The organism is Kitasatospora sp. NPDC097643 (genome assembly GCF_040302625.1).
Lineage (GTDB): Bacteria > Actinomycetota > Actinomycetes > Streptomycetales > Streptomycetaceae > Kitasatospora.
In genome coordinates this window covers 133,136-155,979 of sequence record NZ_JBEOSA010000011.1, presented here as the reverse complement: position 1 = coordinate 155,979, position 22,844 = coordinate 133,136, and the positions used below count along the sequence as shown (strand labels likewise).

General features: G+C 74.1%; 22 protein-coding genes and 1 tRNA gene. 16 read left to right on the top strand and 7 right to left on the bottom strand.

Annotated elements, in window-relative coordinates; genetic code table 11:
• The 4 genes from ABTY15_RS10800 to ABTY15_RS10785 form a co-directional block, all read left to right on the top strand.
• Positions 1-96: acyl-CoA dehydrogenase family protein (locus ABTY15_RS10800; protein ID WP_157849844.1), on the top strand; the 96-nt coding region annotated here is incomplete at its 5' end.
• 136 nt (positions 97-232) lie between these two features.
• On the top strand, positions 233-919 hold the full coding sequence (locus ABTY15_RS10795; RefSeq protein ID WP_350579749.1) for a TetR family transcriptional regulator: 687 nt from the start codon (positions 233-235) through the stop codon (positions 917-919).
• A gap of 173 nt (positions 920-1,092) precedes the next feature.
• Positions 1,093-2,484 (top strand): chloride channel protein, encoded by a 1,392-nt coding sequence (locus ABTY15_RS10790; RefSeq protein WP_350579710.1) that lies wholly within the window; start codon positions 1,093-1,095, stop codon positions 2,482-2,484.
• A gap of 172 nt (positions 2,485-2,656) precedes the next feature.
• Complete coding sequence (locus ABTY15_RS10785; RefSeq protein WP_350579708.1) at positions 2,657-3,376, top strand: DUF2278 family protein; 720 nt, start codon at positions 2,657-2,659, stop codon at positions 3,374-3,376.
• 60 nt (positions 3,377-3,436) lie between these two features.
• On the opposite strand, the gene ABTY15_RS10780 is transcribed toward ABTY15_RS10785, so the two are convergent.
• Positions 3,437-3,521: transfer RNA gene (locus ABTY15_RS10780), tRNA-Leu, on the bottom strand.
• A gap of 292 nt (positions 3,522-3,813) precedes the next feature.
• Between ABTY15_RS10780 and ABTY15_RS10775 the strand changes: the two genes are divergently transcribed.
• The 3 genes from ABTY15_RS10775 (at position 3,814) to ABTY15_RS10765 (ending at position 6,882) form a co-directional block, all read left to right on the top strand.
• On the top strand, positions 3,814-5,145 hold the full coding sequence (locus ABTY15_RS10775; protein WP_350579706.1) for a M20/M25/M40 family metallo-hydrolase: 1,332 nt from the start codon (positions 3,814-3,816) through the stop codon (positions 5,143-5,145).
• A 260-nt stretch (positions 5,146-5,405) separates the two neighbouring features.
• Positions 5,406-5,648, top strand: coding sequence for a chaplin (locus tag ABTY15_RS10770; RefSeq protein ID WP_502893471.1), 243 nt, complete (start codon positions 5,406-5,408; stop codon positions 5,646-5,648).
• Positions 5,649-5,979: 331 nt separating this feature from the next.
• The gene (locus ABTY15_RS10765; RefSeq protein ID WP_502893470.1) at positions 5,980-6,882 is read left to right on the top strand and encodes a chaplin; all 903 of its coding nucleotides are present in this window, start codon (positions 5,980-5,982) and stop codon (positions 6,880-6,882) included.
• A gap of 180 nt (positions 6,883-7,062) precedes the next feature.
• Here the strand turns inward: ABTY15_RS10765 and ABTY15_RS10760 are convergent, their stop codons facing one another.
• The gene (locus tag ABTY15_RS10760) at positions 7,063-7,272 is read right to left on the bottom strand and encodes a DUF5703 family protein (RefSeq protein WP_350579697.1); all 210 of its coding nucleotides are present in this window, start codon (positions 7,270-7,272) and stop codon (positions 7,063-7,065) included.
• Positions 7,273-7,624: 352 nt separating this feature from the next.
• Here ABTY15_RS10760 and ABTY15_RS10755 point away from each other — a divergent pair, with 352 nt between their 5' ends.
• A complete protein-coding gene (locus tag ABTY15_RS10755) occupies positions 7,625-8,230 on the top strand; it encodes a hypothetical protein (protein WP_350579694.1) in 606 nt (201 codons plus the stop codon).
• Between the two features lie 90 nt (positions 8,231-8,320).
• On the opposite strand, the gene ABTY15_RS10750 is transcribed toward ABTY15_RS10755, so the two are convergent.
• Together ABTY15_RS10750 and ABTY15_RS10745 are read right to left on the bottom strand one after the other, a co-directional pair.
• A complete protein-coding gene (locus ABTY15_RS10750; RefSeq protein WP_502893469.1) occupies positions 8,321-10,525 on the bottom strand; it encodes a helix-hairpin-helix domain-containing protein in 2,205 nt (734 codons plus the stop codon).
• A 66-nt stretch (positions 10,526-10,591) separates the two neighbouring features.
• Entirely contained in the window at positions 10,592-11,572 is a 981-nt protein-coding gene (locus tag ABTY15_RS10745; protein WP_350579688.1) for an aldo/keto reductase, read from the bottom strand.
• Positions 11,573-11,831: 259 nt separating this feature from the next.
• On the opposite strand from ABTY15_RS10745, the gene ABTY15_RS10740 reads away from it, so the two are divergent.
• Complete coding sequence (locus tag ABTY15_RS10740) at positions 11,832-12,878, top strand: LLM class F420-dependent oxidoreductase (protein ID WP_350579684.1); 1,047 nt, start codon at positions 11,832-11,834, stop codon at positions 12,876-12,878.
• 31 nt (positions 12,879-12,909) lie between these two features.
• Here the strand turns inward: ABTY15_RS10740 and ABTY15_RS10735 are convergent, their stop codons facing one another.
• On the bottom strand, positions 12,910-13,893 hold the full coding sequence (locus ABTY15_RS10735) for a magnesium and cobalt transport protein CorA (RefSeq protein WP_350579680.1): 984 nt from the start codon (positions 13,891-13,893) through the stop codon (positions 12,910-12,912).
• A 165-nt stretch (positions 13,894-14,058) separates the two neighbouring features.
• On the opposite strand from ABTY15_RS10735, the gene ABTY15_RS10730 reads away from it, so the two are divergent.
• From ABTY15_RS10730 to mshC, 6 genes are all read left to right on the top strand, one after another.
• Entirely contained in the window at positions 14,059-14,751 is a 693-nt protein-coding gene (locus ABTY15_RS10730) for a histidine phosphatase family protein (RefSeq protein WP_350579677.1), read from the top strand.
• Between the two features lie 179 nt (positions 14,752-14,930).
• The gene (locus ABTY15_RS10725) at positions 14,931-15,497 is read left to right on the top strand and encodes a DUF3090 domain-containing protein (protein WP_350579747.1); all 567 of its coding nucleotides are present in this window, start codon (positions 14,931-14,933) and stop codon (positions 15,495-15,497) included.
• Positions 15,467-16,339 carry an SCO1664 family protein gene (locus ABTY15_RS10720; RefSeq protein WP_502893468.1) on the top strand — a complete coding sequence of 291 codons (873 nt, stop codon included), beginning with the start codon at positions 15,467-15,469 and terminating at the stop codon, positions 16,337-16,339. The genes ABTY15_RS10725 and ABTY15_RS10720 overlap by 31 nt, the downstream gene beginning before the upstream one ends.
• A gap of 113 nt (positions 16,340-16,452) precedes the next feature.
• Positions 16,453-17,382, top strand: coding sequence for a helix-turn-helix domain-containing protein (locus ABTY15_RS10715; RefSeq protein WP_350579675.1), 930 nt, complete (start codon positions 16,453-16,455; stop codon positions 17,380-17,382).
• A 130-nt stretch (positions 17,383-17,512) separates the two neighbouring features.
• Positions 17,513-18,355, top strand: a complete 843-nt coding sequence (locus tag ABTY15_RS10710) for a dioxygenase family protein (RefSeq protein WP_350579670.1) — start codon at positions 17,513-17,515, stop codon at positions 18,353-18,355.
• Between the two features lie 180 nt (positions 18,356-18,535).
• On the top strand, positions 18,536-19,765 hold the full coding sequence (gene mshC, locus ABTY15_RS10705; protein WP_350579667.1) for a cysteine--1-D-myo-inosityl 2-amino-2-deoxy-alpha-D-glucopyranoside ligase: 1,230 nt from the start codon (positions 18,536-18,538) through the stop codon (positions 19,763-19,765).
• A gap of 105 nt (positions 19,766-19,870) precedes the next feature.
• Here mshC and ABTY15_RS10700 read toward each other — a convergent pair whose 3' ends face one another.
• Entirely contained in the window at positions 19,871-20,821 is a 951-nt protein-coding gene (locus tag ABTY15_RS10700) for a PAC2 family protein (RefSeq protein ID WP_350579665.1), read from the bottom strand.
• Between the two features lie 375 nt (positions 20,822-21,196).
• Between ABTY15_RS10700 and ABTY15_RS10695 the strand changes: the two genes are divergently transcribed.
• Complete coding sequence (locus ABTY15_RS10695; RefSeq protein WP_350579661.1) at positions 21,197-21,715, top strand: SRPBCC family protein; 519 nt, start codon at positions 21,197-21,199, stop codon at positions 21,713-21,715.
• A 22-nt stretch (positions 21,716-21,737) separates the two neighbouring features.
• On the opposite strand, the gene ABTY15_RS10690 is transcribed toward ABTY15_RS10695, so the two are convergent.
• On the bottom strand, positions 21,738-22,832 hold the full coding sequence (locus ABTY15_RS10690) for a glycoside hydrolase family 18 protein (RefSeq protein ID WP_350579659.1): 1,095 nt from the start codon (positions 22,830-22,832) through the stop codon (positions 21,738-21,740).
• Between the last annotated feature and the right edge of the window lie 12 nt (positions 22,833-22,844).

Genomic DNA, 22,844 nt, shown 5'->3' with positions numbered 1-22,844 from the left:
CCGGTGGAGCGGATGATGCGGGACGCGAAGATCACCCAGATCTACGAGGGCACCAACCAGGTCCAGCGCATCGTCATGGCCCGCAACCTCCCGTAGCGGAGGCCTCGCCCGGCCGTTCGGTCGAACGGCCGGGCACCCCGGCGTTGCCCGCCCCCCGTCGATATATGTTGCGGGAATGAGCGAGAAGGAAGAGCAGGACCTGCCCATGACCGACGGTCCCTCGAAGCCGGCGATGCGCGAGGCGCTGGTGGCCGCCGCCTTCGAGCTCTTCCTGGAGCGCGGCTTCGAACAGACCACCATCGACGACATCGTCTCGCTCGCCGGGGTCGGCCGACGCTCCTTCTTCCGCTACTTCCCGGCCAAGGAGGACGTGGTCTTCCCCGACCACGAGCGCGGCCTCGCCGAGATGACGGAGTTCCTGGAGTCCGGCACCGGCGAGGAGGACCCGGTCAAGCACGCCAGCGACGCCGCCCGCCTGGTCCTGCGGATGTACGCCGAGCAGCCCTCCTTCTCCGTCCAGCGCTACCGCCTCACCCGCAAGGTGCCCGGCCTGCGGGCGTACGAGCTGTCGGTGGTCTGGCGCTACGAGCACACGCTCGCCCACTACCTGCGCGGCCGGTTCGCCGACCGCCCCGACGGCGCGCTGCGCGCCGACGTGATCGCCGCCGCCGTGGTCTCCGCGCACAACCACGCGCTGCGCACCTGGCTGCGCTCGGGCGGCGAGAGCGACTGGGTGGCCGAGGTGGACGCCGCGATGGCCTTCGTCACCGGCACCTGGAGCGACCGTCAGGCCGAGGCCGGCCCGGACGGCGGGGCCGGGGCCGACGACGTGGTGGTGCTGGTCGCCAGCCGCCGGGCGCCGCTGTGGCGGATGGTCCAGGGCATCGAGAGTGCGCTCGGGGACGCCCACCGGGTCTGAGCACGTTCCCGGAGCACCCTCCCGCTTCACCCTCCCGCTTCACCCGTGCGGCGCAACTCGGCTGGTCCGGGGCGCGGTTGACGGACCGGGTGCCGTGCGCGGTGATCGGCCCCGGGCCACACTCGGTCGCAGGACGGGGAGCGAGCGGCCCCCCGGAGCGCGAAGGAGCGGCGATGCCGGGGACGAGTCCGGGTGCGGCGCCAGGGACCCAGCAGCAGGGCGACGGCCCGACGAGCCTGCGGGCGGTGCTGTTCGGCCGGGGCTACCTCGTCCTGCTGGTGGTGTCCGCGCTCGTCGGCATCCCGGTCTCGCTGGCCGCCTTCGGCTTCGTCAGCCTGGAGCACGAGCTCCAGAACTGGATCTGGGAGAGCCTGCCGGACGCCGTCGGGCTGGACCGCGCCCCCTGGTGGTGGCCGCTGCCCGTCCTGCTGGTCGCCGGACTGCTGCTCGCCCCGGTGGTCATCCGGATGCCGGGGCACGGCGGCCACATTCCCGTCGACGGGCTCGGCGGCCCGCCCACCCCGCCCCGTGCCGTCCCCGGCGTGGTGCTCGCCGCGCTCTTCTGCCTGCCACTCGGGGCGGTGCTCGGCCCGGAGGCGCCGCTGATGGCCATGGGCGGCGGCCTCGCCCTGCTCGCCGTCCGGTCCGCGAAACGGACCGAACACCCCCAGCTGGTGGCGGTGTTGGGCGCGGCCGGCGCGGCGGCGGCGATCTCCACCATCTTCGGCAGCCCGCTGGTGGCCGGAGTGATGATGATCGAGGCGGCCGGCCTGGGCGGGCCGCAGCTGACCGCCCTGATCCTGCCCTGCCTGCTGGCCAGCGGCGTCGGCGCACTGGTGTTCACCGGCTTCGGCCACTGGACCGGGCTGTCGATCGGCGCGCTCTCGCTGCCGCAGGTCCCGCCGAGCAGTGTCCCCGACCCCGGCGACTTCCTCTGGGGCATCCCGCTGGCCGTCGCGGTCACCGTGATCCTGCTGGCCGGGAAGGCGCTCGGCCGACGGGTCAAGACCTTCGTCGCCCTCGGCTCCCGGCCCGGGCGGACCGCCGTCCGCACCGTGGTCTGCGCCCTCGCCGTCGGCGGCTGCCTCACCGCGTACGCGCTGCTCACCGGCCGTACGCCGGTGGAGGCCGCGCTCTCCGGGCAGGCCACCCTGGGCACGTTGGCGGCCGACCCGGCGGCCTGGCCGGTCGACGTGCTGCTCGCCCTGGTGCTGTGCAAGGGGGTCGCCTGGGGGATCGCCCTGGGCAGCCTGCGCGGCGGGCCGATCTTCCCGGCGCTCCTGCTCGGTGCGGCGCTCGGCATCGCCTGCGCGGCGCTGCCCGGCTTCGGCAGCGCCGCCGCCCTGGCCGCCGGGCTGGCCGCCTCCGCTGCGGCCGTCACCCGGCTGCCGCTCACCAGCATGGTGCTGGCGACGGCCCTGCTGGGCGGCGACGCCGGCGACGAGACGCCGCTGCTGATCGTCACCGGGGTGACGGCCTTCATCGCGGGGGAGCTGATCCGGGGGCGGCTCGGCCGCACCCCGGCCCCGGCTCCGGCCGACCCGGGCCGCGCGCCGACCGGCTGAGCGGGCCCGGCCCCGCACCGTCCGGGCCGGCCCGGTGTCAACGACCGGAGGACGTTCCCACCCCCTCGGGGGACGGCAGGTGAACATCCGTCGAATCGCCACCACCTGCCCGGACGACTGCGCGATAACGGAGGCGACCAGCCCCACCGACCCACCACGAGGGACCGCACCCATGCCGATCCGCGACTACGGCGTGCTCGCCGCCACCGCCGTCGACCGGCGCCGCGAAGGCGCCACCGACACCCCGCACTACCAGATCCACCTGCGCGACGCGCACGGCACCGACTACCGCGCCGCGGTGAACGTCCTCTCCCAGCAGGCCCCCGCCGACCTGCGCTACCTCGTCGACGAGGACTTCCGGCACCCCGTCACCGCCCTCCTCCCGCCCGCCGGCAGCGGCTGGAACCCGCTCCCGTCCCGCCCCGGCACGGCGAGCCTGGACTTCGTCCGGGGCCACCTCTTCGACCCCGCCGCCCTCCGGCTCCTCCCGCCCGACGCCCCGGGCCCCGACAACGACCTCGCCGACCTGCTCGACCGCCACGTCCAGCACGCCATCGCCGACCCGACCGCCGCCCTCTACGTCTTCGGCCAGCGCTTCGGCCCCGAACCGGGCATCCCCGACAAGGTGTTCGGCTTCCTCCCCGGCAACGGCGTCCACGACATCCACCTCAACCAGGGCAACAGCGGCCGCTTCCGCGCCGACGACGGCGTCTACCAGGACGGCGCCCTCCTCATCCACCGCCCCGCCGAGGACCGCTGGACCGCGATCTTCCTCGCCTTCCAGTCCCAGTCCTGGCACACCGACGACCACACCGGCCACACCGTCCCCACCCCCGTCCCGCGCCAGCCCACCCCCCACCCCCACCGGCCGGGGACCGTGCGGAACAGCTGACGCCGCGGACAACGCAAAAATCCCCCCGGAGCTCTTGCGAGCCCCGAGGGGATTTCTCTGTGTCCGAGGGGGGACTTGAACCCCCACGCCCGATAAAGGGCACTAGCACCTCAAGCTAGCGCGTCTGCCATTCCGCCACCCGGACGGGGTGTCGTCCTCGCGGCTTCCGATCTCTCGTCCGTCGCGCTGACAGATGTAACTGTAGCAAAGATCCGCTTGGGCTCCCAAAACGGCTCCGGGCGGGGGAGCGGGGCAGGTGGCGGGGGCAAGGGGGCGGCTGTGACGGGGGCGTGACCAGGGGGTTTCGAGGATGCGTGGGGGGTGGCTCCGGGTGGGGGGCTGGGGGGAGGATGGACGGACGTGCTCGTACGGCCCGGGTGCAGGTCCTGGGGGTGGCGCGCTGGTGCGTCGGTGCGGGCCAGAGACGAGGAGTGACCGTGAGCGAGCGGAGCGAGTCGACGGCGCCGAAGGTGACGGCTGAGTCGGAGGTCGCCGGGATCTGTCGCGATCTGATCCGGATCGACACCAGCAACTACGGTGACGGCTCCGGCCCGGGCGAGCGCAAGGCGGCCGAGTACGTGGCCGAGCAGCTCGCCGAGTTCGGGCTCGAACCGCAGATCTTCGAGTCGGCCAAGGGGCGGGCCTCGACCGTGGTCCGGATCGAGGGCGAGGACCGTTCCCGCCCGGGCCTGCTGATCCACGGCCACACCGACGTGGTGCCGGCCAACGCGGCGGACTGGACGTACGACCCGTTCGGCGGGGAGATCGCGGACGGCTGCGTCTGGGGGCGCGGCGCGGTCGACATGAAGGACATGGACGCGATGACCCTCGCGGTGGTCCGCGACCGGCTGCGCACCGGGCGCAAGCCCCCGCGCGACCTGGTGCTGGCCTTCCTCGCGGACGAGGAGGCCGGCGGCACGTACGGGGCGCGGTTCCTGGTGGACAAGCACCCCGGCCTGTTCGAGGGCGTGACCGAGGCGATCGGCGAGGTCGGCGGCTTCTCCTTCACGGTCAACGACCAGGTCCGGCTGTACCTGGTGGAGACGGCCGAGAAGGGCATGCACTGGATGCGCCTGACGGTCGAGGGCCGGGCCGGCCACGGCTCGATGGAGAACGACGACAACGCGATCACCGAGCTGTGCGAGGCGGTCGCCCGGCTCGGCCGGCACAAGTTCCCGCTGCGGATCACCAAGACCGTCCGGGCCTTCCTGGACGAGCTGTCGGACGCCCTCGGGGTCGAGCTGGACCCGGAGAACATGGACGAGACGCTGCGGGTGCTCGGCGGCATCGCCAAGATGATCGGCACCACGCTGCGCAACACCGCCCAGCCGACCATGCTCGGCGCCGGCTACAAGGTGAACGTGATCCCCGGTCAGGCCACCGCGCACGTGGACGGGCGCTTCCTGCCCGGCTACGAGGAGGAGTTCCTGGCCGAGCTGGACAGCGTGCTGGGCCCGCGCGTGAAGCGGGAGAGCCTGCACTCGGACAAGGCGATCGAGACCGGCTTCGACGGCGCGCTGGTCGAAGCGATGCAGACCGCGTTGCGCGCGGAGGACCCGATCGCCCGGGCCGTGCCGTACTGCCTGTCGGGCGGGACGGACGCCAAGTCGTTCCAGGACCTGGGGATCCGCTGCTTCGGCTTCGCGCCGTTGCAGCTGCCGCCGGAGCTGGACTTCGCCGGGATGTTCCACGGCGTGGACGAGCGGGTGCCGGTGGACGGGCTGAAGTTCGGCGTGCGGGTGCTGGACCGGTTCCTCGACGCCTGCTGAGCGCGGCCCGGACCGGGCGGACGACGGCCCGTCCCCGGGGTGCCGGGGGCGGGCCGTCCGCATTGTCCGAGCTCATGATTATGGGAGGGCGTCCGGAAGATCGAGAGAAACGATTCTTCCCGGTATTCGGCGTAGAGCGCGTGTGCGAGTCATCACCGTTGCGGGTGAATGGCAAATCTGTTCCGTACCCCGTTTGCCACACCCTCGTTCATTCCTGTGCAGCCCGCCGAACGGGTCGCGTTGTCCATACAGGAGGAATGATGAAGGTCAAGAAGATCGCCGCCGTTGCCGCCGCCACCGGTGGTCTGGTGCTCGCCGCGGCCGGTGTCGCGTCCGCTCACGGCGGTGCCGCCGCCGAGGGTGTGGCCGCCGGCTCCCCGGGTGTCGTCTCGGGCAACCAGGTCCAGATCCCGGTGCACATCCCGGTCAACGTGTGCGGCAACACCGTCAGCGTGATCGGCGTGCTGAACCCGGCGTTCGGCAACCACTGCGCCAACTTCTGAGTCGACCGGGTCAACCGGGTCAACCTCCGAGCCGCTGAGGCTCGTTGAGCCGACTCACCACCTCGCCCCCGGGCGGCGGACGCGCCGCACCGGGGGCGGTCTGCGTTCCGGCGGAGATCCGGTGGCCCCCCGCGGGGGCGCTCGCGCCGTCAGCGGCGCCCCGAAACGATCGCTCGATCGGGTGAAGCTGGTTCGTTCGGCTCAACCTCCCCTTCGCCGCCTCGTTGACTCGTGTGCAGTCGAAGACCTTGCCGGATATCCGCATTGCACATTGGCGGAAATTCCGATTTTCGGAAGGTCGTCACGTCGTCTCGATACGTCAGGGGAAAATATGAGGAATGTAGCCAAGAAGGGGATCCTCACGGCCGTGGCCACCGGCAGTGTCCTGGCCTCGACCGCCGGCTACGCCTACGCCGGCGCCGAGGCGCAGGGGGGAGCGGCCGGATCGCCGGGGGTCGCCTCCGGGAATTCGGTGCAGGTGCCGGTCGAGGTGCCGGTCAACGCCTGCGGCAACACCGTCGACGTGATCGGCGCGCTGAACCCCTCCTACGGCAACCACTGTGCCAACGTGAGCGGTCACCGCGAGGCCGGTAGCGGCGCCGACGGCGGGCACAGCAGCACCGACGGCTCCGGAGAGGGCGGCGGCCGGTCCTCCGCCTCGGGCGCCTCGGCCTCCGGCGCGGCCGCCAACTCGCCCGGTGTGGCCTCCGGCAACAGCATCCAGGCCCCGGTGCACGTCCCGGTCAACGCCTGCGGCAACTCCGTGGACGTGGTCGGCGTCGCCAACCCGGCCTTCGGCAACTCCTGCGGCAACGTCGCGCACCCCGCCCCGGCGCCGACACCGAAGCCGACGCCGAAGCCGACCGACGACTGCCCAGAGGACCACGGCCCGACCACGCCGCCCGCCACCCACCCGTCCACCCCGCCGCGGACCGGTGGCGAGACCACCCCGGGCGGTCCGCGCACCGGCAGCCCGTCCACCGGCACCCCCGAGACGGGCGGCAGCACCACGACCCCCGTCACCACGCCGGTGTACAACGGCGGCACCACCAGCCCGCAGGCTGTCCCGGCCGCGGCCCGGACCACCGCCCCGGCCGCCACGGCGCCCAGCACCGCCGGCGGCCAGCTGGCCTCCACCGGCGCCGGTGACGTCGAGCTGCTCGGCGCGGCCGGCCTCGCCCTGCTGCTCGGCGGCGGCGTGCTCTACCGCCGGGCCCGCGCCGGCGCCCGCTGAGCCGGCGCCCGCTGAGCCGGCGCCTGTTGGGCCGGCGCCGGTGGGGCCGTAGGCCGCTCGGCCCGCCGAGCCCGGGCCCGCGGACATGACGACGCGCCCGCGATCACCCCAGGAAGGGGTGGTCGCGGGCGCGTGAATGCTCGGTGTGGATCCTCTGCCGGGGCGCGCGGGCCCCGCCCGTCACCAGCTCCGGATCTGCCGGATGATCCGCCGCCGCAGCCTGACCGTCCGGCTGCCGTCGGGGAACAGCCTCAGCCGGTCGAGCTCCCAGTGCCCGTACTCGGCGTGCTCGGTGAGCAGTTGGCGTGCCGCGTTACGCGTCGTGCCGCGCGGCATGCGCAGCGACTGGTACTCGTACTCCGGCTGCCGGACCGGCTTCGGTGGGGTCAAAACGCTCCTCCTGAGGATCACCTGCACGCAAGCCTACGGCCTGCCTCGGACAACCGGCCCGGGTATTTCCGGCCGTCCTCCCGACCGGACGGACCGCCCGGGCGCACCGGATCACGACCACTCGGCTGACAGTGCATCAGTTCTGTTGCTCGTGTGGACGGGATACCCCGATCCGGGCGCGCGAAGCGGCACCCGATCGGCCCCGTGCGGTCCGTCACACGCCCCGCGCGCCGCCCGTGCGCGGGGACAGAACCACCTGGATCGGACATCAGGGGGGAAGTTGCGGTGAAATCGCGGGTGTAGGTGACAACCGCTGTGCGTACCGGCGCCGCGGGGAGATAGCGTCTGCACCATGTCTGATGCCGCGCAGCCCACCATTGCCGAGGTACGCGCCGCCGCCGAGGCGGTCAAGGCCGCCATCGACCGTCATCTGGAAGCGGTGTCAAGCCCCAGCGCAGCGGACGATCCCGCTGTGTCCGCCGCCTACGAGCAGCTCGCGACGGCGGCGATCGCCTACGACCAACTCCTGTACGAGGTCTACGACGAGGTCACCCCCTTCGAGGTCCCCGGGGACGAGGGCCCGGGCGGCTACCACGGCCCCGAGCAGCCCGAGGCGATCAGCGTGCTGATCCGCCGCGACTACCACATCGTCGATCCCAAGCGGCTGCGTGCCCAGGCCGAACGGCTCGACGAGACGCTGACCCCCGGCGGGGGCGGCGACGGTGGCGTCAACGCCGCGATCGGGGTGCTGTTCGGCGAGTACGAGCCGGACGAAATCGCCGCCCGCAGCGAGGAGTTCGGCCTGGAGGAGGCGGACTCGACGCTCTGGGTCGCGGCGGCCGAGCCGACCGAGCCGGGGGAGTGGCTGCCGGAACCCTTCGACCACGCCGATCCGCAGCTGCTGATCTGCCGGTTCGACGTGAGCGAGGTCTACGACGACGAGGACCTCGACGACTGACGACCCCGTGACGTGCCGCGACGGGCGGGCCCCTCCTGCTGGGGGCCCGCCCGTCGCGCGTCCGGACGCGTCCGGAACCGGTACCGGCAATCAGTACGCCGCGGCGGCGTTCTCCGCGAGGACGGCCCGCAGCCGGGTGGTGCGCGGCTGCGCCGGGCGCTCGGTGACGGCCTGGGCGAGCGCCGGGCCCGCCGCGTGCACCACGGACAGGTGCCGCTCGGCCCGGCCGAACGCGGTGTAGACCCACTGCCGGGTGAGCTGCGGGCCGGCGTCCTCCGGGAGCACGACCACCGCACCCGGCCAGCGGCGGCCGAGCGCCTGGTGGACGGTCAGCGCCCAGCCGTGCCGCAGCCGACCGACCTCGCCGGGCGGGACCGTCCGGCGCGAGCCGTCCGGGTACTCCAGGTGCAGGCCGGTGGCGTCGCCGTCGAGCACCCGGGCCGGGTGGGTGACGCCGGGGGCGGGGGAGTCGACCACCCGGTCGCCCGGGTCGAAGCCGCCGAACCGGCCGGGGCCCGGGTTCAGCCGGGCCTTGGCGGCCGCGTTGAGCGCCCGGGTACCGGCCGGTCCGCCGTGGCCGGGCGTCAGCAGCACCACCTGTTCGGCGGGGATGCCGAGGGCGCGCGGGATGGAGTCGGTGAGCAGCTGGACGGCCCGGTGGACGGCCTCGCCGCCGTCCTTGGCGGTCAGGATGACCACCTCCTTGTCCGGCGCCTCGACCGGCTGGAGCTCGCCGATGCCGACGCCGGAGACCAGCTCGCCGATCGGGCCGAAGTCCGGGGTGCGGGAGGCGACGGCCGGGCAGACCTTGGCGGCCAGCAGGTCGGCGAAGAAGCGGCCGGGGCCGGGCGACCAGAGCTGGTTCGGGTCGCCGCTGAGCACCAGCCGGGTGCCGTCGGCGAGCGACTCCAAGACGGTGGCGGCGAGTTCGACGTCCAGCAGCGGCGCATCGAGCAGGACCAGGACGTCCAGCGCGAGCATGCCGTCGGAGGCGCGGCCCGGTCCGGCGGTGCCGGAGAGCAGGTCGGCGAGCGTCACCACGGGGACGGGCGCGTCGCCGCCGAGCGCGGCGAAGGACTCCCGGCCCTGGTCGGTCCAGGTCGCGGCGCAGGCGCGCAGCCCGAGGCCGACGGCGGCGGCGAGCAGCGCGGCCGGCTCGGCGCGGGCGGCCTCGCCGCCGGTGTGCAGCACCAGGGCGCTGTCGGCGACGGCCTGGATCAGCGCGGTCGCGGAGGAGGACGGCGCGGCCTCCGCGGCGGCCGCCCACGCGGCCGGACCGGGGGCGCCGAGGGGCGTCGGGCCGGTCGGCTGCGCCTCGGCGGTGTCCTCCTCGGCCCCGTCCTCGGCCTCCTGGGTCTCGGCCTCCTCAGCCTCGACGCCGTCCGCCTCGCCGTCCTCCTCGGTGTCCTCGCCCGGGACGAAGGTGGCCATCAGCTGGAGCAGGCTCTCTGCGAGGGTGTCCTCCGCCATGGCCAGCCGCTCCAACGCCAGCAGCGTCCGGGTCGGCGGCTCGTCGTCCTCGTCGCCGGCCGCGTGCGCCTCGGCCCCGGTCAGCTCCTCCTGGAACGGCAGCACCCGCCCGTCCTCGACGGCGGCCTGGACCGCGGCGACCGGGTCCGGCATCCGGAGCCGGTCGAGCCCGGCGGTGACCTCGGTCAGGTCCAGGGCCGAGTGCCCGCGCAGCGCCGCCTGTTCCAGCAGCCACGGCACCAGCACCTGGGCGCGGCGCTTGTCGCCGGGCCCGGCCTCGGGGCCGAGCAGCTCGCGGGCGAAGCGGTCCGCGTGCTCGGGGCGGACGCCGGGCAGGCCGAGCACCGCCCACGGGTCCTTGCGCAGCCGCTCGGCGGCGTCCTCGCCGAGCTCGGCCACGGCGGCCGCCGCCAGCGCGGCCGGGGCACCGCCGGCGGTCAGCACCGCGGTGGCCTCCTGGATCGCGTCGCCGCGCGGCCCGTCGGGCGCCGGGACGGTCGGGGCGGCCACCGGAGCCGCAACCGGGCCGGCCTGCCCGGCCGGCTCCACCGTCCGCGGAGCCGGAGCCCCAGCCGGAGCCGGAGCCGGAGCCGGAGCCGGAGCCGGAGCCTGAGCCGGAGCCTGAGCCTGAGCCGAGGCCTGAGCCGGGGCCGAACCCGAAGCCCCCGGCCCCGGAACCCGCGGTCCCGAACCCCGCGGCTCCGAACCCCCCGCCCCCTGCCGCTCGATGTCGCGGATCCGCGCCGCCAGCTCCGCCACCGCCGCCGCCCTGTCGGCCGGGGTGGCCGTGGTCTCCTCCGGAGCGCCGTTCCCCGTGTCACTCATCGTCGTCCGCTCCAAAGGTCACTCCACTGCACGTTCAGCTCGATGATCCGGCTCGGGTGGCGCGGGCTACAGCTCGCTCCACCCCTGGTCCGGGTAGCGGTGCACCGGCGACGAGATGTCGTCCAGCGCACCGCGGATCTCACCCGGAAGCGTAAGGGCCTCCACCGACAGCGCCGCTTGCAGCTGTGCCACCGTCCGGGCCCCGACCAGCGCGCTCGCCACTCCGGGCCGGTCCCGGACCCAGGCGAGCGCGACCGCGAGCGGGCTGCTGGCGAGCCCGTCGGCGGCGGTGGCGACGGCGTCCACGATCCGCCGCGAGCGCTCCCCGAGGTACGGCTGGACGAACCCGGACAGGTAGGGCGAGGCCCCGCGCGAGTCCTGTGGGACGCCGTGCCGGTACTTGCCGGTGAGCACCCCGCGCCCGAGCGGCGAGGCGGCGAGCAGCCCGACCGCGGCGTCCAGCGCGGCGGGCAGCGCCTCGCGTTCGATGCCGCGCTGGAGCAGCGAGTACTCCAGCTGGGCCCCGGCCAGCGGCGTCCGCCCGGGGTGGGCGCGCTGCCAGGTGGCGGCCTTGGCGAGCTGCCAGCCGCTGAAGTCGCAGACCCCGACGTAGCGGGCGCGCCCGGAGGAGACGGCGATGTCGAGGGCGCTGAGCGTCTCCTCGACGGGCGTGCCGGGGTCGAAGGCGTGCACCTGCCACAGGTCGACGTAGTCGGTGCCGAGCCGGCGCAGCGAGGCGTCCAGGGCGGCGAGCAGGTGGCCGCGCGAGCCGTCGAAGCGGCGGGCCGACTCCGGGACGCTGCCGGCCTTGGTGGCGATGACGAGGTCGGAGCGCGGGACCAGGCTGTCGGTGAGGCGGGAGATCAGGTACTCGGCGCCGCCGTCGGCGTACACGTCGGCGGTGTCGACCAGGTTGCCGCCGGCGTCGACGAACTCCTTGAGCTGCTCGGCGGCCTCGTGTTCGTCGGTGTCGCGGCCCCAGGTCATGGTGCCGAGGCCGAGCCGGGAGACCTGTAGGCCGGTACGGCCGAGGTGACGCTGTTCCATCGGACGGGCCCTCCACTGGCCGGTGCCACCGGGCGCCCCGGTAGCCCTGTAAACGCGCAGGTGGGAGAGTGCTCCCCACGTCGGCTGAGCGTAGCGGCCGGTCACCGGGCAGGTGTGCAGACCCGCAGAACGATCACTGGCCGCCGCGGGCCCGCCCGGTGGCGGGACTGTGAGCCAGACCACCACTACCCGTCAGTAGCATGACCGGTGAGTGCGCGGTTACCCTCGCCACCAACCCACCGACTGGAAGGTTCGGCACATGCGACTCGGTATCAACCTCGGCTACTGGGGGCTCGGCATGGATGCCGACAACATCGCCGTGGCCCAGGAGGCGGACCGGCTGGGCTACTCGGTCTGCTGGGCCGCCGAGGCCTACGGTTCGGACGCGGCGACCGTGCTGAGCTTCGTCGCCGCGAAGACCGAGCGGATCGACGTCGGCTCGGCCATCTTCCAGATCCCGGCCCGCACCCCGGCGATGACCGCGATGACCGCCGCGACCCTGGACACCCTGTCCGGCGGCCGGTTCCGGCTCGGCCTCGGCGTCTCCGGTCCGCAGGTCTCCGAGGGCTGGTACGGCGTGAAGTTCGACAAGCCGCTGGCCCGTACCCGCGAGTACGTGGAGATCATCCGCAAGGCGATGTCCCGCGAGCGCCTGGTCCACGAGGGCGAGCACTGGACGCTGCCGCTGCCCGGCGGCCCCGGCAAGCCGATCAAGCTGACCGTCCACCCGGTGCGCGAGCAGATCCCGCTGTACATCGCCGCGATCGGCCCGAAGAACCTGGAGCTGACCGGCGAGATCGCCGACGGCTGGCTCGGCATCTTCTTCTCGCCCGAGCACTCCGCGCTCTCCCTCGACCCGCTGAAGGCCGGGCTCGCCAAGGCCGGGAAGTCGCTGGACGGCTTCGACGTCTGCCCGACCGTGAACCTCGCGGTCGGCGAGGACATCAAGGCCGGCGTCGACGCCCTGCGCTCCTACGCCGCGCTGTACATCGGCGGCATGGGCAGCAAGGAGAAGAACTTCTACAACCAGCTCACCCGGCGGATGGGCTACGAACAGGCCGCCGACGAGATCCAGGAGAAGTACCTGGCCAAGGACTACGCGGGCGCCGCGGCCGCCGTCCCGCACGACCTGATCGACGCCACCTCGCTGATCGGCGACACCGCCCGGATCGCCGACCGGATGCAGGCCTACGCCGACGCGGGCGTCAGCACGCTGACCCTGGCGCCGTCCGGCTTCACCCTGGACGAGCGGATCACCGCGCTGCGCACCGGCGTCGAGGCGCTGGAGCGGGCCGGCCTGGCGTAGGGCCTGTCCGGGCGAGCGGCACGACCGGCGGCTACAGCCAGTCGTGCCGCTTGAACACCCGGTGCAGCACCACGCAGACCAGCGCCATCAGCGCCAGCGCTGCCGGGTACCCCCACGGCTGGTGCAGCTCGGGCATGTCGTCGAAGTTCATCCCGTAGATGCCGGCGATCATCGTCGGCACCGCGGCCAGCGCCGCCCAGGCCGAGATCTTCCGCATGTCGTTGTTCTGCTGCACGCTGACCTGCGCCAGGTTGGCGCCGAGGATGTCGGACAGCAGCCGGTCCATGCCTTCCACCTGGTCGTTCACCCGGGCCAGGTGGTCGGTGACGTCCCGCAGGTAGGGCGTCGTCTCGGCGCGGACGAACGGCTCGCCGCCGCGTGCCAGCCGCAGCATCGGCTCCAGCAGCGGGCCGGTGGCCCTGCGGACGGCCATCACCTGGCGCTTGTACCCGTAGATCCGCCCGGCGGTGTCCCGGTGGACCCGGCCGGGGGCGAAGATGTCCGCCTCCAGTTCGTCCAGGTCCGCCTGGAGGGCGGTGACCACCTCGACGTGGTCGTCGACGACCGTGTCGCAGACCGAGTGCAGCACCGCGCTCGGCCCGTACCGCAGCACCTCGGGGTCCTTCTCCAGCTGGGCCCGCAGGCCGCTCAGCGGGGTGTCGGCGCCGTGCCGGACGGTCATCACGAAGTCCTCGCCGAGGAAGACCATCACCTCGCCGCCGGTCACCGCGTGCGCGGCCGGGTGGTAGCCGAGCGTCTTGAGGGTGACGAACAGCGAGCCCTGGTAGGCCTCGACCTTGGGGCGCTGGTGGGCGCTGACGGCGTCCTCGACGGCCAGCGGGTGCAGGGCGAACTCCCGGCCGACCTGGTCGAGTTCCTCGGCCGTGGGTTCGAACAGGCCTATCCACACGAAGCCGCCGGGCCCGGCGGCTCGGGCGGCGGCGAGGGCGCCGTGGAGGTCGTCGGGGGCCTCGATCCGGCGGCCGTCGTGGTAGCTGGCGCAATGGACGATCACCGGTCCATTCTGACCCGGCCGCTCCCCGTCCGATGACGCCCCCGGGGTCGGGCCATGGGCGGGCCCGCGACGAACCGGGGCCGGGCCGGGTCCGGCCGGCCGCCGCGCACCGGAAGCGCCGGGCACCGCCCCACGCCCGCTCCCGGAGGCCGTAGGCTAAGCCCCATGCCCACCCTGCTGCTCGTCCGCCACGGCCGCTCCACCGCGAACACCGCCGGAATCCTGGCCGGTTGGACGCCCGGTGTGGAGCTCGACGACACCGGGCGCGGGCAGGCCGCCGCGCTCGCCGACCGGCTGGCCGGCATCCCGCTGGCGCAGGTCGTCAGCAGCCCGCTGGAGCGCTGCCGACAGACCGTCGAGCCGCTGCTCGCCGCCCGGCCCGAGCTGGGTCCGCCGGCCGAGGACGAGCGGCTGGGCGAGTGTCACTACGGCGAGTGGACCGGCCGCAAGCTGGCCGAGCTGGCCCAGGAGCCGCTCTGGCGCACCGTCCAGGACCATGCCGCCGCCGCGGCCTTCCCCGGCGGCGAGTCGCTGCGCGAACTGAGCCACCGCACGGTGGACGCGGTCCGCGAGTGGAACGCGAAGATCGCCGCCGAGCACGGTGACGACGCGGTCTGGCTGGCCTGCTCGCACGGGGACGTGATCAAGGCGGTGGTCGCCGACGCGCTCGGCCTGCACCTGGACCACTTCCAGCGGATCAGCGTCGAACCGTGCTCGGTCACCGCGATCCGCTACACCCCGCAGCGGCCCTTCGTGCTGAGAATGGGCGACACCGGCGACCTCGCCCCGCTCGCGCCGAAATCCGGCGCCGCCCCGGCGACTCCGGCCGGTGACGCGGTGGTCGGCGGCACCGCCTGACCCGGGCGGAGCCGCCCGGCTCGGCTCCCCGGCCGGGCCCCGAAGGTCGTAGGGTGACTAACGGGCCTTTCCGCAGGGCGGGCCCGCACCCGGCCGCCGCACGGCGGCCCGTCCACGACGTCCCGACCAGCCCCGTGGTCCACCAGATCCCCACGACCGACACGATCCGGAGCGAGAGCGTGCCCCGTCAGGTCTTCTTCTACGACCAGCCCGAACGGTTCGTGGCCGGCACCGTCGGCCAGCCCGGCGCCCGGGCGTTCTACCTCCAGGCCAGCGCCCGGGGCCGGATCACCAGCGTGCTGCTGGAGAAGAACCAGGTGGCGGCGCTCGCCGAGCGGATCGAGGAGGTCCTGGACGAGGCGCTGCGGCGCAGCGGCGGCGACAGCGCCATCCCGGCCACCGCGCCGAAGGACCTGCTCGACACCGCGCCGCTCGACCTGCCGCTGGAGCAGGAGTTCCGGGTCGGCACCATGGCGCTCGCCTGGGACAGCGTCGACGCCTGTCTGGTGGTCGAGGCGCAGGCCCTGGTCGAGGACGAGGACGAGGAGGCCGCCGAGTCGGTCTTCGAGGACGACGACAACGGCCCGGACATGCTGCGGGTGCGGCTGACCGGCGCGATGGCCCGGGTGTTCGCCAAGCGGGCGCTGGACCTGGTCGCGGCCGGCCGCAAGCCCTGCCCGTTCTGCAACCTGCCGCTCGACCCGGAGGGCCACCTGTGCCCGCGCGCGAACGGCTACCGGCGCTGAACACCGAGACCCCGCCGCAGACGGACCCGGCGGCCGCCGCGGCCCTCGCCGCCGACGTGCCCACCGCCCTCGCCCTGCTGCGCGCGGGCGAGTTGACCGTGCACGGCCGGCTGACCGAGGCCTCCAACGCCGCGCTGTACTGCACCGTCGCGCACGGCTCGCTGAGCGCACAGGCGGTCTACAAGCCGGTGGCCGGCGAGCGCCCGCTCTGGGACTTCCCGGACGGCACGCTGGCCGGCCGGGAGGTCGCCGCGTACGAGCTGTCCGCCGCGACCGGCTGGGCGCTGATCCCGCCCACCGTGCTGCGCGACGGCCCGCACGGCCCCGGCATGGTGCAGCTCTGGGTCGAGCCCGACCCGGAGGCCGAGCCGCTGCTGGCCCTACAGGATCCGCGCGGACCGGAGGAGGGCTGGCTGCCGATCGTCCGGGCCGAAGTCGGCGGCGGCCGCACCGCACTGCTGGTGCACCACGACGACCGGCGGCTGCGCCGGCTCGCCGTCCTGGACGCGGTGCTGAACAACGCCGACCGCAAGGGCGGCCACCTGATCCCCGCCGCCGACGGCCGGGTCTACGGCATCGACCACGGCGTCACCTTCAACACCGAGGGCAAGCTGCGCACCCTGCTGTGGGGCTGGGCCGGCGAACCGCTGCCGGCCGAGGCGCTGGAGGTGCTGACCCGGCTCGCCGAGCAGCTGGACGGCGAACTCGCGCAGCGCCTGGCCCCGCACCTGACCGCCGCCGAGCTGGACGCCACCCGGGCCCGGGTGGCCGGACTGCGCCGCACCGGCCGCCACCCGTTGCCGTCCGAGGAGTGGCCCGCGATCCCCTGGCCGCCCGTGTAGGGCGTGTCCGGCGTGTCCGGGTCCGGCCGGTCCAGGGCCCGGTCGGGAAGTGGCCAGTCGCGTCAAGTCTGGTGGTCTGGACCTGTCGGGCCGAGCGGTCACAGACTGCTCCGATGGACGCGCGACGGACCACCCCCACACCCCGTGCCGTGCCGGACCTGCCGCTGCACCGCCTCCAGGTCCCGCTGCCGCACCTGCTCCCGTTCGCCATCGGCGGCTTCGACACCATCGGCCCGCTCTCCCGGGCCGGCTTCCCCCACCGGCACTCCTTCTACGAGATCGTCCACGTCACCGGCGGCCGCGGTGCCCATGTCCTGGACCTGGTCCACCGCCCGCTGGCGCCACCGCAGTTGTGCGTGATCACGCCCGGCCAGGTGCACTACTGGGCGGACGCCGACGAACTCACCGGCCAGGTCGTCCTGTTCAACGAGGACTTCCTGCTCGGCCACCCGCAGGACCTGGCCGCCCTGCGTACCCTGGCCGCCCGCCCCGGTCTCGGCCTCGGTGAACAGGCGGCCCCGATCGCCGCGTTGCTCGCGGACATGGAGCACGAGTACCGGACCAGGCCGTCCGGCTTCCAGAGCGTACTGCGGGCCAGCCTGCACATCCTGATCGTCCGGGCGCTGCGTGCCGGCGCTCCGGCGGGCCGCCCGCAGCCGCCCGGACGTCCGGCCGAACTGGCCGCCGCCTTCACGCGGTTGATCGCCCGGCCGGGCGGGGTGCGGCACACGGTGGCGTCCAGCGCCCAGGAACTCGGTGTCTCGCCGGGCCACTTGCAGACCCTGGTCAAGCGAGGTACCGGTCGTACGCCCGGCGGTCTGATCCGCCGGCAGCAGACCCTGGAGGCCAAACGGCTGCTGGCCTGCACTGATCTGACGGTCCGGCAGATTGCCAAGGAGGCGGGCTTCGCGGATCCGGCGTACTTCTGCCGCTTCTTCCGGCGGGAGACCGGGATGACCCCGGGGGAGTTCCGGGTCCGGGTCGACGGAAATCACCACGATCCCCGGATCGCGTCCATCGCGGCGGTCCCGGACGGCCCGTAACTTTGCTGCTGGCCACCGGTGACCCGGCCGGCGCGCGGCCGGGCGGCCGGTCCGGTCCTTGTCATGCCCCCACCATGGCAAGGGCCGCCCCCCACCGCTCCCCACCCCAGCCACCCGAAGGAGACGGCGCATGCCCACCCCTGACGGCACGATCAGTCGCAAGACCGTCCTCAAGGTCGCCGCCGCGCTCGGCGCCGCCCCGCTGCTGGTCGGTGGCGGGGTCGCGCTGGCCCGCGAGCAGGCCGCCGGAGGCCGGACCCCCGGCCTCACCCCGGCCTGCCACGACGGCGACGACCCCACCATCGAGCAGACCGAGGGCCCGTACTTCAAGCCCGACTCCCCGCTGCGCAGCTCCATGGCGGGCGACGGCCCCGGCACCCCGCTGACCGTCAGCGGCTACGTGTTCGGCCGCGCCTGCCGCCCCGTCCCCGGCGTGCTGCTGGACTTCTGGCAGGCCGACGACGACGGCGCCTACGACAACGTCGGCTACACCTTCCGCGGCCACCAGTTCTCGGACGCCAACGGCGCGTTCCGGCTGGACACCATCGTCCCCGGCCTCTACCCGGGCCGCACCCGGCACATCCACGTCAAGCTCCAGGCCCCCGGCCGCCCGGTGCTCACCACCCAGCTCTACTTCCCGGGCGAGCCGCGCAACTCCACCGACACCATCTTCGACGCCCGGCTGCTGATGAACGTCCGTCAGAACGGTCCCGGCCGCGAGGGCAGCTACGACTTCGTGCTGGACGTGCCGCAGACCCCGGGCACCCCGAGCCCCACCGCCACCCCCACCGGCACGCCCACCCCCACCGGGACTCCCAGCACGCCCCCGAGCGGCAGTTGGAAACCGGGCACCTCCTACCGCGCGGGCGACCGCGTCAGCTACTCCGGCGTCTCCTACGTCTGCCTCCAGGCGCACACCGCCCTGGTCGGCTGGGAACCGCCGAACGTGCCGGCCCTCTGGCGGCGGTCGTAGCGGCTCCGACCGCACCACCGGAGGGCCGGGCGCCCGGTCGGCGGCAGGGCCGACCGGGCGCTCACCGGTGGAACCGCGCTGTATCAGTCGCAAAGCGCTCAGGCAACGACAGGAGGTGAATCCAGTCGATCTTCTCTATTGGTTAGGCTTTCAAATGTTCTCAAGGTTAAAGTCAATCCCATGCATGCCTGGCCCGCCTCCGAGGTTCCCGCCCTGCCTGGTCAGGGGCTCCCCCTCCGTATCTTCGACACTGCCGCGGGCACGGTCCGCGAGGTCGTGCCGCAGGACGGCACCGCCCGGATCTACGTCTGCGGCATCACTCCCTACGACGCGACCCACATGGGCCACGCCGCCACCTACAACGCCTTCGACCTGGTGCAGCGGGTGTGGAAGGACGCCGGTCACGACGTCCTGTACGTCCAGAACGTCACCGACGTCGACGACCCGCTGCTCGCGCGCGCGGTCGAGACCGGTCAGGACTGGGTGGCCCTGGCCGAACGCGAGACGGCCCTGTTCCGCGAGGACATGACCGCCCTGCGGCTGCTCCCGCCGGCTCACTACATCGGCGCCGTCGAGTCGATCCCGTGGATCGTCCCGCTGGTCCAGAAGCTGCTGGCCTCCGGCGCCGCCTACGAGGTCGACGGCGACATCTACTTCTCGGTCGACGCCGACCCGCACTTCGGCGAGGTCTCCGGCCTGACCCGCGAGGCCATGCGCCCGGTCTTCGCCGAGCGCGGCGGCGACCCGGACCGCCCGGGCAAGCGCCACCCGCTGGACGCCCTGCTCTGGCTCTCCGCCCGCCCCGGCGAGCCCGCCTGGGACACCGAGCTCGGCCACGGCCGCCCCGGCTGGCACATCGAGTGCGTCGCCATCGCGCTGCAGTACCTCGGCATGTCCTTCGACATCCAGGGCGGCGGCAGCGACCTCTCCTTCCCGCACCACGAGATGGGCGCCTCGCACGCCCAGGTCGCCACCGGCGCCCACCCGTACGCCAAGGCGTACGTGCACGCCGGCATGGTCGCCCTGGACGGCCAGAAGATGTCCAAGTCGCGCGGCAACCTGGTCTTCGTCTCGGCCCTGCGCCGCGAGGGCGTCGACCCGGCGGCGATCCGCCTCGCCCTGCTCTCGCACCACTACCGCGAGGACTGGGAGTGGACCAAGGCCACCTTGGACGAGGCCGTCGAGCGCCTCGCCCGCTGGCGGGCCGCGGTCTCCCGGCCGGACGGCCCGGCCGCCGAGGAGCTGCTCACCGAGGTCCGCGCGGCGCTCGCCGACGACCTGGACGCGCCCACCGCGCTGGCCGCCGTCGACCGCTGGGCGGCACGGCAGGAGGCCGAGGGCGGCACCGACATCGGCGCGCCCGGCCTGGTCAGCCGCACCGTGGACGCGCTGCTCGGCGTCGCGCTCTGACAAGGAGCGCCCTGACCGGAGCGCCCTGACCGACGCCGAAGGGGCGTCAGGACCGGTCGTCCTGACGCCCCTTCGGCGTTCCCCGGGAGTTGCCCCGGTGTGGGGTCACTCCTCCTCGGAGCCCTCCTGGCTCTCCCGCGCGCTCGGCGGCTCCGGGTCGGCCGGCCGCTCCGCCGTGGCGTGCCCGGCCACCGGCTTCTCGCCGGTCGGCCCGACGTTCTCCCGGCGGCGCAGGTAACGCTCGAACTCGCGGGCGATCGCGTCGCCGGAGGCCTCCGGCAGCTCGGCGGTGTCCTGCGCCTCCTCCAGCTGCTGGACGTACTCGGCCACCTCGCTGTCCTCGGCGGCCAGCTGGTCCACGCCCAGCTGCCAGGCCCGGGCGTCCTCGCCCAGCTCGCCCGGCGGGATGCGCAGGTCCAGCAGGTCCTCCAGCTTGTTGATCAGCGCCAGCGTGGCCTTGGGGTTCGGCGGCTGCGCGACGTAGTGCGGCACCGCCGCCCAGAGCGTCACGGCCGGCACCCCGGCGTGCGTGCAGGCCTCCTGGAGCACCCCGACGATGCCGGTCGGGCCCTCGTACCGGCTCTCCTCCAGGTCCAGCCGGCGGGCCAGCTCCGGGTCGGAGGTGACCCCGCTGACCGGCACCGGGCGGCTGTGCGGGGTGTCGCCGAGCAGTGCGCCCAGGATCACCACCAGCTCGACGCCCAGCTCGTGCGCGAAGCCGAGCAGCTCGTTGCAGAACGAGCGCCAGCGCATGCTGGGCTCGATCCCGCGGACCAGGACGACGTCCCGGGTGGTCGGCTCGGTCACCCGGATCACCGAGAGCCGGGTGGTCGGCCAGGTGATCCGGCGGATCCCGCCGTCCAGCCAGACCGTCGGCCGGTTGACCTGGAAGTCGTAGTAGTCCTCCGCGTCCAGGGCGGCGAACACCTTGCCGCCCCAGGTCTCGTCCAGATGTGCCAGGGCCGCGGAGGCGGCGTCGCCCGCGTCGTTCCAGCCTTCGAAGGCGCAGACCATCACCGGGTCGATCAACTCGGGAACATCTTCCAGCTCGATCACCCAGCGTCTCCCTCCGGTCGGTGGTCGGCCCCGCACCGCCCCGGCTGGCCTGCCGGGGCGCCGACGGGCCGGCTGCCGACTGTCGAACCTCTCGTCTCCCATGGAACGCCTCGCTCCATGGTCCCTACCTGCCCAGCCTACGGGCTTTGATGCGCGTGCCGGCCGGGCACCGGGACAGTCTGGGGGAGCGGGCCGCCCTGATCCAGCGGTTATCCGGACGGTTTCGGCTGACGGGCCGTCAGCGGTCCGGACGCGGGTGGACCGCAGGTGGGCCGCGGCTGGGGGGCCGCCCCCGCCGAGCGTGCCCGCCCGACGGGGCGGCGCGATGATGGACGGGCGGGGGCGCGGCGGCGTGGGCAGTGAGGAGCCGGACCGATGAACCGATGGCTGTGGATCGGCGCGGGCGCGGCGGCGGTGGCCGGGGCCGCGGTGCTACTGGCGGCGGACCGGGCCGGCCGCCGGCTGCCGGTGGAGCACGTCACCGAGGGTGGCCTGGAACTGGCCCAGCCGCCCGGCGCGGTCTGGGACGTGCTGACCGACATCGACCTCTACCCGGCCTGGCGCCCCGGCCTCACCCACGTCGAACGGCTGCCCGCCACGGCCGGCGGCCGCCCGCGCTGGCGCGAGTACGACCGGCACGGCCACACCACCTACGAGGTGGTCGCGAGCGAGGCCCCGCACCGCCTGGTCACCGGCATCGCCGACCCGGACCTGCCGTACGGCGGCACCTGGACGTACGTACTGACCCCGGCGGGCGGGGGCTGCACGCTGACCGTCACCGAGCGCGGCGAGGTGCGCAAGCCGCTGTACCGGGCCGTCTCGCACTACCTGACCGGCGAGGACGCGACGGTCCACCGCTACCTGGGCGCCCTCGCCCACCGCCTGGCCGCCTAGGGCCTGGCCGCCTGGGCCCTGGCTAGGAGACGTCCACCCAGCCCTCGCGGTACGCCGCCCAGTTCTCGGGCGTGGCCGCGAAGTCCACGTACAGCGCGACGCCGAAGTTCTGCCGCCGCCGGTCCTGGCGGTCGAGGCCCAGCCGGACGCCCCGGACGGCCGCGGCCACGGTCTCCGCGTCACCCCAGTGGCCCCACTTGTCGTCCCAGTAGAACGGCAGCCCCATCAGCAGGTCCACGTCGGCCGGGGTGGCCTTCAGGGCGAGCTCGGTCTGGAGGGCGTTGTAGCCGCCGAACAGGGGCTCGGTCGGCATCGAGGAGTCGTAGGTCATGACCGCGATCTGGTCCACCCGGCGGGCGGTCTCGGTGAAGTAGGCCTGGTCCCACCACTTGCCGTGGCCGGTGAGGAGGATGCCGGCGGTGTGCAGGCCGGGCAGCGGGTCGATCTGCGGGGCGGCGACGGAGAGTTTGGCGCCGTGCCCGGCGGTCACCGCGCGGACCTGGTCGAGCAGGGTCAGCCATCCGGCCGAACCGGGCCGGATCGGTTCCATGTCGAAGTGGACGCCGTCGAAGCCCTGGTCCAGCACCTGCCGGGCGGAGGCGGTGACCCGCTCCCGGGTGGGCGCGTCCTCCAGGTCCAGGGCGTCCCTCTCGGGCTTGACCTCGTCCCCCAGCCAGCCCTGGAGCCGGACCTGCGGCAGCGCCCGGTGCACCGTGTCGGTGAACCAGCGGGCCCGGGGGTGGACGGCGGGCGGCAGCGAGCCGTCGTGCTCCAGCGGGCCGGTGTGGACGTACAGGTCGCGCACCCCGGTGCCGGCCAGCTGGCGCGCCAGCGCGGCCACGTCGGCCTCGGTCTTGCGGCCGTCCACCCAGGCGTGCCCGAGCCAGACCGCGTCCCGGCCCCGGGTGCGGGCCTCGGGGGAGGGGTCGCCGACGTAGTGCAGCCGGATGGCGACGAAGACCGAGCCGAGCGCGGCGACCGGTACGGCGACCGCCAGGCCGAGCGCCAGCAGGGCCCGGCGCCACCAGGACCAGCCTCGCCATTTGTCGCGAAACGCCCGGGCCGGGGTCGTCATCGCCCGGCCGACACGACGCGCGGACATGCGGAATCGAGCCACGCGGTTGCTCCC

Bases quoted from the DNA above. Each gene is read 5' to 3' on its own strand.
- ABTY15_RS10745 (WP_350579688.1), bottom strand. From the start codon at position 11,572: ATGGAACAGCGTCACCTCGGCCGTACCGGCCTACAGGTCTCCCGGCTC.
- ABTY15_RS10740 (WP_350579684.1), top strand. From the start codon at position 11,832: ATGCGACTCGGTATCAACCTCGGCTACTGGGGGCTCGGCATGGATGCC.
- ABTY15_RS10795 (WP_350579749.1), top strand. From the start codon at position 233: ATGCGCGAGGCGCTGGTGGCCGCCGCCTTCGAGCTCTTCCTGGAGCGC.
- ABTY15_RS10715 (WP_350579675.1), top strand. From the start codon at position 16,453: ATGGACGCGCGACGGACCACCCCCACACCCCGTGCCGTGCCGGACCTG.
- ABTY15_RS10710 (WP_350579670.1), top strand. From the start codon at position 17,513: ATGCCCACCCCTGACGGCACGATCAGTCGCAAGACCGTCCTCAAGGTC.
- ABTY15_RS10755 (WP_350579694.1), top strand. From the start codon at position 7,625: ATGTCTGATGCCGCGCAGCCCACCATTGCCGAGGTACGCGCCGCCGCC.
- ABTY15_RS10785 (WP_350579708.1), top strand. From the start codon at position 2,657: ATGCCGATCCGCGACTACGGCGTGCTCGCCGCCACCGCCGTCGACCGG.
- ABTY15_RS10790 (WP_350579710.1), top strand. From the start codon at position 1,093: ATGCCGGGGACGAGTCCGGGTGCGGCGCCAGGGACCCAGCAGCAGGGC.
- ABTY15_RS10770 (WP_502893471.1), top strand. From the start codon at position 5,406: ATGAAGGTCAAGAAGATCGCCGCCGTTGCCGCCGCCACCGGTGGTCTG.
- ABTY15_RS10695 (WP_350579661.1), top strand. From the start codon at position 21,197: ATGAACCGATGGCTGTGGATCGGCGCGGGCGCGGCGGCGGTGGCCGGG.
- ABTY15_RS10765 (WP_502893470.1), top strand. From the start codon at position 5,980: ATGAGGAATGTAGCCAAGAAGGGGATCCTCACGGCCGTGGCCACCGGC.
- mshC (WP_350579667.1), top strand. From the start codon at position 18,536: ATGCATGCCTGGCCCGCCTCCGAGGTTCCCGCCCTGCCTGGTCAGGGG.
- ABTY15_RS10730 (WP_350579677.1), top strand. From the start codon at position 14,059: ATGCCCACCCTGCTGCTCGTCCGCCACGGCCGCTCCACCGCGAACACC.
- ABTY15_RS10750 (WP_502893469.1), bottom strand. From the start codon at position 10,525: ATGAGTGACACGGGGAACGGCGCTCCGGAGGAGACCACGGCCACCCCG.